Here is a 9,243-nt window from a genome sequence, read left to right as displayed (position 1 = left end):
CATCGAGTTTGGTTCAAAGGCGGGTAGTCTACCCGCCAGGCCGCGCCAGCTCTAGTTCATATGAGGGGATGGCTAAGCCTGCCGCCGCCAGAGCTATGGCAAGTAGTCATACAAAGTTTGTAATATCGCTTTTCCTAACTTCGTTTTTAGAATGGCAATAGTCGTAAGCAGATAATCAATTTCAATTAAATCAAGGTCGAACACTTTATTTTCATATACAGAAAGCAATCCTGTTTAACTCGCCACACTACACATTCCTACCACTCATCAACAGAGTCTTACAAGTCACTTGATGTTACTTCATTGTTATTAAAGAATAGCCAAACTGTAAACACAAGGAAGAATTGCCAGGCTTGCCTTGGTTAAAAAAACCAACGGTCATCCCAGCTTAACAAGTAAATAAAAGCACTAATTAAAGTTAAGTCGAACATATTGAACATCTTGTTCAACAGCCGGATAAGTATTGACTGCTTTACTTAACCTCTTGGCATCAACAGATTATTTTCGAGGAAAGAACAATGGAAAACATCACTGAGCTGTTACGTCAATATCGCCATAGTCAGGGATTACCGGCCGATTTTTATACATCCAAAGAGATGTTCAAATTCGATATGGAGCAGGTATTCAAGAAAACCTGGATTTATGCCGGCGTGGTATCCGAATTCAAGAAAAAGGGCGAGTTCAGGGTGGTTCAGGTGGATAACAACTCCATCATACTGGTTCGGGATCAACAGGGCGAGATCCGCGCCTTCCATAACTCCTGCCGCCATCGAGGGGCCCAGATCTGTACCACCGACAAAGGTAATGTGCCCAACCTGGTCTGCCCCTACCACCAGTGGACATATAACCTGAACGGCGACTTAATCTACGCCGGACGCATGGGTGAGTCCTTCTCCTGCAAGGGCAATGGCCTCAAGCCGGTCGCTATCGAGTCGATCGCCGGTCTGCTGTTTATCAACCTGTCGGAAGACCCCTCCTATACCGACATAGAGAAGATGAAGGCGGATCTCGCTCCCTATGTGGGCTTCTATCAGCTGGACAAGCTCAAGGTCGCCAAAGAGATCGACATCATCGAAAAGGCCAACTGGAAACTGGTGGTGGAAAATAACCGGGAGTGCTATCACTGCAACGCCAACCACCCCGAGCTGCTGAAAAGCTGGCCTCCGTTTGGTGCCGGATTCGGCTGGCCGGACGACCCCCGGGAAGCCGCCGCCATCGCCCAGAAGATAGACGAGGCCTATGCAGTCAAACGCCCCCAATGGGACAACATGGGCATGGCCCACGAGCCGCTGGATCTGACCGAGGATCGCTGGTATCGCGCCATGATGATGATCCTGGAAAACGGTGCCCTGTCGCAGACCATGAACGGCGAACTGGCCTGCAAGAAACTGCTGCCCGGTTTCAGCGAACCAGACAACAGCGACCTGTCCATGTGGACCCATTACAACTCCTGGCACCACTTCATGTGTGACCATGTGGTCACCACCATGGTCATCCCCCTTTCGGAGGACGAAACCCTAGTGCGCACTCGCTGGCTGGTGCATGAAGACGCTCAGGAAGGGGTCGACTATGACTTGGATAACCTGACTCATGTGTGGGTCAAGACCAATGACCAGGACAGATGGCTGGCAGAAATCAACTATGCCGGCATTCGTTCCGACGCATACCGGCCGGGACAGTATTCGGAAGAAACCGAAGGCTTGGTGATGAATTTCATCGGCTGGTACATCAAGCAGTTGCAATCCGGTATTTAACAGAGATTCGTTCTCATCGGCTCAATCGCACCTTTTTCGGTAGGTAAAAACATGTTCGAAACCAAGAATTCATATCTCAATGATATCGCCAAGGATCAGCCACTCAAGAACCCGGTATCGGAAGAAACACACAGGGCGGCCAGGGCCTATCGCCTGCAACGGGTCAGGGAACAACTGGTCAAGAACGACTGTTCGGCCGTGCTGCTCTATGATCCTGTCAATATCCGGTACGCCACCGATGCATCTAATATGCAGGTCTGGACCGCCCACAACGCCTCCCGTTATGCCATGGTCTTTGCCGATGGGCCGGTGATCATCTGGGAATTCCACAACTGTGAGCACCTGTGCGAACACCTAGAAACCGTGGATGAAGTGCGCATGGCTATCAACTGGGCCTATTTTGGTGCCGGCCCACGGGTTTCGGAAAAGGCCAAGATATGGGCGGCAGAGATCGCCGACCTGCTCCGGCAACACGGAGGCGGAAACATGCGCCTGGCGGTCGACAAGATGGAGCCGGAAGGCGTGCCCTGCCTCAATGCCCTGGGGGTTCAGCTCCAGCAGGGCCAACCCCTGCTGGAGCAGGCCCGCTCCGTTAAATCGGCGGAAGAGCTCGAGTTGATGAAATGGACCATCACCGTATGCGAACACGGCATCCAGCGGATGTCCGACGAACTTCGCCCGGGCATGACCGAGCAGGAACTGTGGGCCTATCTGCACTTCGAAAACATCCGTAATGGCGGCGAGTGGATCGAAACCCGCCTGCTGGCCTCAGGCCCGCGTACCAACCCCTGGATGCAGGAATGCAGCAACCGGGTGATGAACGAAGGGGAAATTATCGCCTTCGATACGGATATGATTGGACCCTACGGCTATTGCGCCGATATCTCCCGCGCCTGGACAGTGGGCCATGTACGCCCCACGGACGAACAGCGTCGCCTCTACAGCGCCGCCTATCAACAAATACACCACAACATGGATATTCTGAGAGCCGGGATGAGCATCAAGGAATTTGTAGACAAGAGCTGGTCCATTTCCGATGAGTTCTACAAGAACCGCTATTGCTGCGTGGCCCATGGTATCGGCATGGCGGATGAATACCCGGCCATTGCCCATGCTGGCGACGATTGGGAAAAGTCGGGATATGACGGAGTTTTCGAAGAAAATATGACTATTTGCATCGAAAGCTGTATCGCCGTAGAAGGTGGAAAAGAAGGTATCAAGCTGGAGGAACAGGTACTGATCACCAAAGATGGATGCGTGCCGCTTTCCAGCTACCGCTGGGAAGAGGGCTGGCTCATCTAAGGCTTCGGGCTGTGGGATATGACCCACAGCCTTTTTTATTTACACTCTGTCAATTTAAAAATATTTACCGTCAGGGCGCCTATAAGCTCACATCACCAAGGATGATTCACTTAAATTAATTTTAATGTGATCAAGGAGAATTTATGCTTAAGGAATACACAGCAAACAACCCCGTTGATGTTGATATAGAAGTCAACATACACACCTCTAAAAAGGGATTCTATAAGGGCCTGAATCCAACGATTACCATTATCAGCAAGGTTATTATTGTTACGCTGGTATTGTTTGCCATCGTCATGCCGAACAAAGCGACGGAAGCACTGGGCATAGTTAATACCGCACTACTTTCGACGTTTAATTCCTATTATATTATCTCCGTCAGCCTGTTTCTTATTTTCTGCCTTGCCATGGCACTTAGCCCACTGGGTAAAATAAAGCTGGGGCAGGATCGGGAGCGACCGGAATTTTCCAACTTTTCCTGGTTTGCCATGATGTTCGGTGCCGGCATGGGCATAGGGCTGATGTTTTACTCCATCGGTGAGCCCATGTATCACTTTGCCGGTAATCCGGAAGTGATCAAGGGGGCGGTCAGCGCTAACACCGCCGATACCGTGGAATCCGCCATGCGCTTCTCCTTCCTCCACTGGGGGCTGCATGCCTGGGGTATCTATGTTTCTGTCGGCCTGGCCATGGCCTATTTCGCCTATCGACTGAACCTGCCGCTGACCATTCGCTCCGCCCTGACCCCGTTGTTTGGTGACCGGCTGAACGGCTCTCTGGGACATGCCATCGATATCATCGCCGTGGTGGCGACCGTACTGGGGATTTCTACCACTGTCGGTACCGGCGTGCTACAGCTGATTTCCGGCTTTGAAAGCGTCACCGGTGCTGCCTGGTTATTGAATGATGAGGGTAAACCCACCAGCACGGCCATGGTGCTCGCCCTGCTACTGGTGATGGGCCTGTCTACCCTGTCGGCCATGACCGGCGTCGGAAAAGGTGTCAAATGGCTGAGTAATATCAACCTGACGCTGTCCTTTATCCTGTTGGCGGTGTTTATTATCTTCGGATCCACCGGTTTTGCCTTCTCAACCTATATCAGCGGCCTGACCGATTATCTGATCGAACTGCCGGCAATGAGCTTTACCGTCTGGGACAGAGAGTCAAAACTGGGTCAATGGCAGGGTAGCTGGACCATCTATTACTGGGCCTGGTGGATCGCCTTCGCTCCCTTCGTCGGGTTGTTTCTGGCACGCATTTCCAGGGGCCGCACCATTCGGGAATTCGTCATGGGTGCCATGATCATTCCGACCCTGATGTGTGCCTTCTGGTTCGCCCTGCTGGGCGGTACCGCCCTGGATCTGGAGCTGAACGGCGGCGCCAACGGCAGCATTATAGGCTCGGCCATCGAATCCCAGATGTTCGTGACTCTGCAGCAGCTGCTGCCGGCCGAGGCAGCCATGGCCATGTCGCTGATGGTTATCCTGCTGATCCTGACCTACCTGGTCACGTCGGCGGACTCCGGCGTGCTGGTATTGAACACCATCATGGCGGGCGGTAACGACCAACCTGGTGTCAGTCACCGCGTGATCTGGGGAAGCATCCTTACCCTGGTGGTGGGCTCACTGATGCTGGCCGGTGGCCTCAGTGCCATTCAAACGGCCATGGTCATAGGTGCGCTACCCTTCTCGGTGATCATGATACTGATGTGTCTCGGCACCCTAAGATCTGCGTTTACCAGAAGACAGGGCGCGAGAATACAAACTGAGCCGGTGTGAGATTCGGGCGGGTAATTCCCGCCCGCTTTATTAAAAATAATATAAACCAAAATCCATACTTATTACTGGAAACCAAGATGACGACTATCTTACGTAAAGAAAGCAGCCCGCGCATGAGCCAGACGGTAGCGGTCAATAACTTCGTTTTCCTGTCGGGTCAGGTCGCCGACAACCTGCAGGGCGATATCCGACAACAGACCACAGAGGTACTGGCAAAAATAGAAAGGCTGTTGTCAGTTTCCCTCTCAGACAAATCGCGATTAATCAGCGTCAATATCTGGCTCAGTGACATGAGTCATTTCGATGAGATGAATGAAGTCTATGAAGCCTGGCTGGATAATTCGCACCAACCCACCAGAGCCTGTGTACAATCGGCACTGGCAGATCCGGGCTACCTTATCGAGGCTCAGGCCGTGGCGTTGGCAACGCCGCAAGCTTGAGTCGTACTTTCCATGATGCAAAGGGCCTGGTTGACGGACCCCGCCTGTATTCTGTAACAAACGCCCTGACAATAGCTCAGTCGGCCTGTATATCGATGTTGTTGACGATGGCATCCAGCTGAGCTACATCCTTCTCGGCGTCATTCAGCAACCAGTCACGAAAGATACCGGCCGAAGCCGACAAGGGTTTTGTCGTGCTGTAAACCAGGTAATCGGCCCGGCCGGTTTCGACATAAAAATCTCCGGCTATCTTGATAAAACGGTTTTCCAGCATCTCCTTGAGCATGAACTCCCAACCTAGGGTGATCCCCATCCCTTTCAGAGCAGCATTGACCGCCAAAGGGACCTGGTTAAAAATCAACGAGTTTGAAGGAACATGGTAATGAATACCAAAGTAACTGAACCAGTCGCCCCAGTTCATCCAACGCCACTTCAAGGGGTCAAAATGAACGATGCGGTTATTCAGCAAGTCTTCGGGCGTATTTATCTCGGTCAATGGCATATCATAGGCACAGATGGGGTAAATACGCTCACGGAAAAGATAGTGCCCGGTCAGGTTTGTCTGCCACTTGTCATAACCGTAAAGGATCCCCAAATCCGACTTGCGACAATGTTCTTCATCGATATCGTCGGTGGCATAGATATTGATATTAATATCAGGATATTCCATGTTGAAGCGGGCAATGCGGGGAAACAACCAGTAATTTGCCATCGCAACCGTTGAAACGATAGTAATATTCTTACTGTAGACGTGTGAGCGGATCTGGTTGCAACTGTCCGCCAACTGCCCCAACACCATTTTTACATCGATAAACAGCTTCTGGCCATCATCGGTCAGCACCACCTGCCGCCGCTCTCGATAAAACACCTCGATCCCCAGATATTCCTCCAGCAACTTGATCTGCTTACTGACCGCACTCTGAGTCACGCACAGCTCGTCGGCAGCACGAGTAAAGCTGCCGTGCCTGGCAGCGGCCTCGAAAAAGGTAAGAGTCAGCAACGGTGGCAATTGCTTAAACAGGGGCTTCATTATCTCGACTCCATGTCATTGAACTCATTCCTTTTCATCATACTACCGAGCAGCCCAGTCTCATAGAAAAGAGCACAAGAGTCAAAGAGCCTCTTTCTATTTATCGTCCGGTGGCACCTATCATTTGAGATTCCTCACAGGAATCAATCGGTGCTTATTCGTCCATTGTAAATGTTTCGTCAGAATTTAGTATCAGTTCCATAACATATCGGGAGCCAGACCATGAAAAAGATACATCGCCTTCCTGCCATCGATGGTGAACTCGGTTGGTATGAAACATCTCCGTTAACCGGACACACCAAGGGGGACCGGCTAAAAGGCAAGCATAAGTTCGATGTGCTTATTATCGGTGCCGGCTTCTCCGGCCTCTCTACCGCCGGCCACCTGGCCGAACTATGGCCCGACAGCCGTATTGCTCTGGTCGATGCTTTGCGTGTCGGCCAGGGTACCTCGGGCAGGAATGCCGGCTTTATCATAGATCTGCCCCATAACCTGGATGCCAATGCCGACCCCGAGATAGACAAAAAGATCTATCAGCTCAACCGCTTTGCCATTAGCCGCCTGGATCAGATCCGCCAGCAAAACGGCATCGATTGCTCATGGCAGAAAACAGGCAAGTATTTTGCCGCTCATGAAGCCAGCAACTTATGCCATCTCGATAGCTTCACCAAAACCCTGGATACACTAAATACCCCCTATGAAGTCATCGAAGGCTCCGCATTACAGCAGCGGCTGGGAACGGGGTATTACCAGAAGGCCGTGTACACACCGGATAACATACTGATGAACCCGGCGGCCCTGGCCCAGGGGGTGGCGCTGGCGCTGCCCGCCAATGTCACCCTGTTTGAGAACAGCCCGGTCACCGGCATCGAATATGGCAGCCCCCACCGAGCCCGTTTCCTGGGTGGCGAGATTGAAGCCAACACGCTGGTGCTCAGCACCAATTCATTTGGCGAGGAGTTTGGTCTGTTCCAGCAGCGCCTGGCGCCGGTGTTCACCTATGCCAGCCTGACCCGCCCCATGAGCGAGGCTCAGGCCGGGCAGTATTTCCCGGATACTGCTCCCTGGGGCCTGACCTCTGCGCATCCTGCAGGCACTACGGTACGTCTGACCCCGGACAGACGCATTTTTATCCGCAATAGCTTCAGCTTCGAAACCTCGCTGCGGACCGATCAGCACACCCTGGATCGGGCCTGGAAGCAACACCGGGCATCGTTCTCCGCCCGCTTCCCGGAACTCAGCGAACTCGACTTCGAATATACCTGGGGAGGTATGCTGTGCATGACTCTCAATCACCAGTCTTTGTTCCAGCAGTCGGCAGATAACCTGTATGCGCTCAGCGGCATGAACGGGGTCGGGGTCGCAAAGGGCACCTACTTGGGCTATTACCTGGCCGAATGGATTGCTGGTCGTGACAGTGACGAACTCGACTTTATCCGCCGGCACAACCAGCCCAGCTGGGTGCCACCTGATCCCCTTCGTTCCGTGGGTGCCCGCATCCGGCTCCATTACGAAGCAGGCAAGGCAGCTGGTGAAATATGAAGGCTTCCTCGGCCATAGCCATCAGGTATAGCCGGGGACTTTTCCTTAATTCCGAATCCATTGATTTTCCCAAGAGAGCAACAATCATGACCCCTTCTGTACACTCTGTTAATACCCAGACCTGGGTCAATGGCCGTCATCTGGTGCGCTGCGTCAAGGTCATCCAGGAAACCTGGGATGTAAGAACCTTTTGCTTTATGGCCGAGCAGCCGGTGATGTTTTTCTTTAAACCGGGCCAATTTGTCACTTTGGAGCTGGAAATCGACGGGCGGCCAGTGATGCGTAGCTACACCATTTCGTCCTCCCCCTCGCTTCCCTACAGCTTTTCCATCACCATCAAACGGGTCCCGGGCGGCCTGGTTTCTAACTGGCTACATGATCACCTGCTGGAAGGTCATGAAGTTGCGGTGCATGGCCCGGTCGGCGATTTCAACTGTATCGACCACTCGGCCGACAAGGTGCTGCTGCTTTCCGGTGGCGTAGGCATCACACCGGTGATGTCCATGGCCCGCTGGTGGTTCGACAGCAACGCCGAGGTGGACATGGTATTTGTACACAGCTCGCGCACCCCCAAGGACATTATCTTCCGCCGTGAGCTGGAACACATGGACTCACGCGTAACTAACTTTAACCTTAATTTGATCTGCGAGCGCTATGAGATCGGTGATACCTGGAGCGGCTTTACCGGTTATCTGGGAGAAGACATGCTCAGGCTGATCGCTCCCGACTTTATGGACAGGGAAATTTTCTGCTGCGGGCCGACTCCTTATATGCGTGCCATTAAAGCCATGCTCGAACGCCAGGGGTTTCCCATGGAGCGCTATCACGAAGAAAGCTTCGGGGCAACGCCGGATGAGGTCAAGACAGATGTGGCCGAACAGATTGAGCTGGCCCAGGAAGAAAGCGACAACCTGGTCAGCGAGGATATGCTGCGGGTCGAGTTCGCCCAATCGGGTAAAAGTGTCAAAATTGCCCCGGGTGAAACCGTACATAGCGCAGCCTCCAAGCTGGGGCTCTATATTCCCAAGGCCTGCGGCATGGGTATCTGCGGTACCTGCAAGGTACTCAAAGTATCCGGCGAGGTGACCATGGAACATAACGGAGGCATTTCCGAGGACGATATCGCCGAAGGATATATCCTCAGCTGCTGTAGCATCCCGGAGAAAGATCTGGTCGTTGCTTATTAAACAGTAAGGCATCAAGAATGGGGCGGCCCAGCCGTCCCAGGGTGAGATAAACAATCCTAGCCAGCCGACTAAAATTAGTTACCTTCTCTTTGATGTGCTGTTTCTCACCATCTGTGCCGTCATTGCAGGCGCCGGTGGTTGGGAGGACTAGGGGTGCTTTTGCCGCAGCCATGATCGACGGTTTCTGGCTGCGTAGTACCCTGAGTGCAG

7 protein-coding genes and 1 pseudogene are annotated in these 9,243 nt (G+C 52.8%); 7 read left to right on the top strand and 1 reads right to left on the bottom strand.

All coding sequences use genetic code 11. The features are described 5' to 3' along the window. Positions 1 to 518: 518 nt before the first annotated feature. The 4 genes from Q0753_RS15480 to Q0753_RS15465 all read left to right on the top strand — a co-directional run bounded on the left by Q0753_RS15480 (position 519) and on the right by Q0753_RS15465 (position 5,274). Positions 519 to 1,754, top strand: a complete 1,236-nt coding sequence (locus tag Q0753_RS15480; protein WP_298723162.1) for an aromatic ring-hydroxylating dioxygenase subunit alpha — start codon at positions 519 to 521, stop codon at positions 1,752 to 1,754. A 51-nt stretch (positions 1,755 to 1,805) separates the two neighbouring features. Further along, positions 1,806 to 3,056, top strand: coding sequence for a Xaa-Pro peptidase family protein (locus Q0753_RS15475; protein ID WP_298723159.1), 1,251 nt, complete (start codon positions 1,806 to 1,808; stop codon positions 3,054 to 3,056). Between the two features lie 143 nt (positions 3,057 to 3,199). Continuing rightward, positions 3,200 to 4,834, top strand: a complete 1,635-nt coding sequence (locus tag Q0753_RS15470) for a BCCT family transporter (RefSeq protein ID WP_298723156.1) — start codon at positions 3,200 to 3,202, stop codon at positions 4,832 to 4,834. Between the two features lie 77 nt (positions 4,835 to 4,911). After that, positions 4,912 to 5,274 (top strand): RidA family protein, encoded by a 363-nt coding sequence (locus Q0753_RS15465; protein WP_298723153.1) that lies wholly within the window; start codon positions 4,912 to 4,914, stop codon positions 5,272 to 5,274. Between the two features lie 76 nt (positions 5,275 to 5,350). On the opposite strand, the gene Q0753_RS15460 is transcribed toward Q0753_RS15465, so the two are convergent. Beyond that, positions 5,351 to 6,304, bottom strand: coding sequence for a LysR substrate-binding domain-containing protein (locus Q0753_RS15460; protein ID WP_298723150.1), 954 nt, complete (start codon positions 6,302 to 6,304; stop codon positions 5,351 to 5,353). A 222-nt stretch (positions 6,305 to 6,526) separates the two neighbouring features. Here Q0753_RS15460 and Q0753_RS15455 point away from each other — a divergent pair, with 222 nt between their 5' ends. From Q0753_RS15455 to Q0753_RS15445, 3 genes and pseudogenes are all read left to right on the top strand, one after another. After that, positions 6,527 to 7,846 (top strand): FAD-binding oxidoreductase, encoded by a 1,320-nt coding sequence (locus Q0753_RS15455; RefSeq protein WP_298723147.1) that lies wholly within the window; start codon positions 6,527 to 6,529, stop codon positions 7,844 to 7,846. 86 nt (positions 7,847 to 7,932) lie between these two features. Next, on the top strand, positions 7,933 to 9,033 hold the full coding sequence (locus Q0753_RS15450; protein WP_298723144.1) for a hybrid-cluster NAD(P)-dependent oxidoreductase: 1,101 nt from the start codon (positions 7,933 to 7,935) through the stop codon (positions 9,031 to 9,033). Positions 9,034 to 9,043: 10 nt separating this feature from the next. After that, positions 9,044 to 9,181: pseudogene (locus Q0753_RS15445) on the top strand (transposase family protein); the annotation flags it as partial. Between the last annotated feature and the right edge of the window lie 62 nt (positions 9,182 to 9,243).

It is taken from the genome of uncultured Oceanisphaera sp., from assembly GCF_947495715.1.
GTDB classification, from domain to species: Bacteria; Pseudomonadota; Gammaproteobacteria; order Enterobacterales; family Aeromonadaceae; genus Oceanimonas; species Oceanimonas sediminis.
The sequence above is the reverse complement of the archived record's forward strand: the minus strand, read 5'-3'. Positions and strand labels throughout refer to the sequence as shown.

What these genes read in the sequence shown, in the direction of transcription:
- Q0753_RS15470 (WP_298723156.1), top strand. Translation starts at nt 3,200, where the DNA reads ATGCTTAAGGAATACACAGCAAACAACCCCGTTGATGTTGATATAGAA.
- Q0753_RS15465 (WP_298723153.1), top strand. Translation starts at nt 4,912, where the DNA reads ATGACGACTATCTTACGTAAAGAAAGCAGCCCGCGCATGAGCCAGACG.
- Q0753_RS15450 (WP_298723144.1), top strand. Translation starts at nt 7,933, where the DNA reads ATGACCCCTTCTGTACACTCTGTTAATACCCAGACCTGGGTCAATGGC.
- Q0753_RS15480 (WP_298723162.1), top strand. Translation starts at nt 519, where the DNA reads ATGGAAAACATCACTGAGCTGTTACGTCAATATCGCCATAGTCAGGGA.
- Q0753_RS15475 (WP_298723159.1), top strand. Translation starts at nt 1,806, where the DNA reads ATGTTCGAAACCAAGAATTCATATCTCAATGATATCGCCAAGGATCAG.
- Q0753_RS15460 (WP_298723150.1), bottom strand. Translation starts at nt 6,304, where the DNA reads ATGAAGCCCCTGTTTAAGCAATTGCCACCGTTGCTGACTCTTACCTTT.
- Q0753_RS15455 (WP_298723147.1), top strand. Translation starts at nt 6,527, where the DNA reads ATGAAAAAGATACATCGCCTTCCTGCCATCGATGGTGAACTCGGTTGG.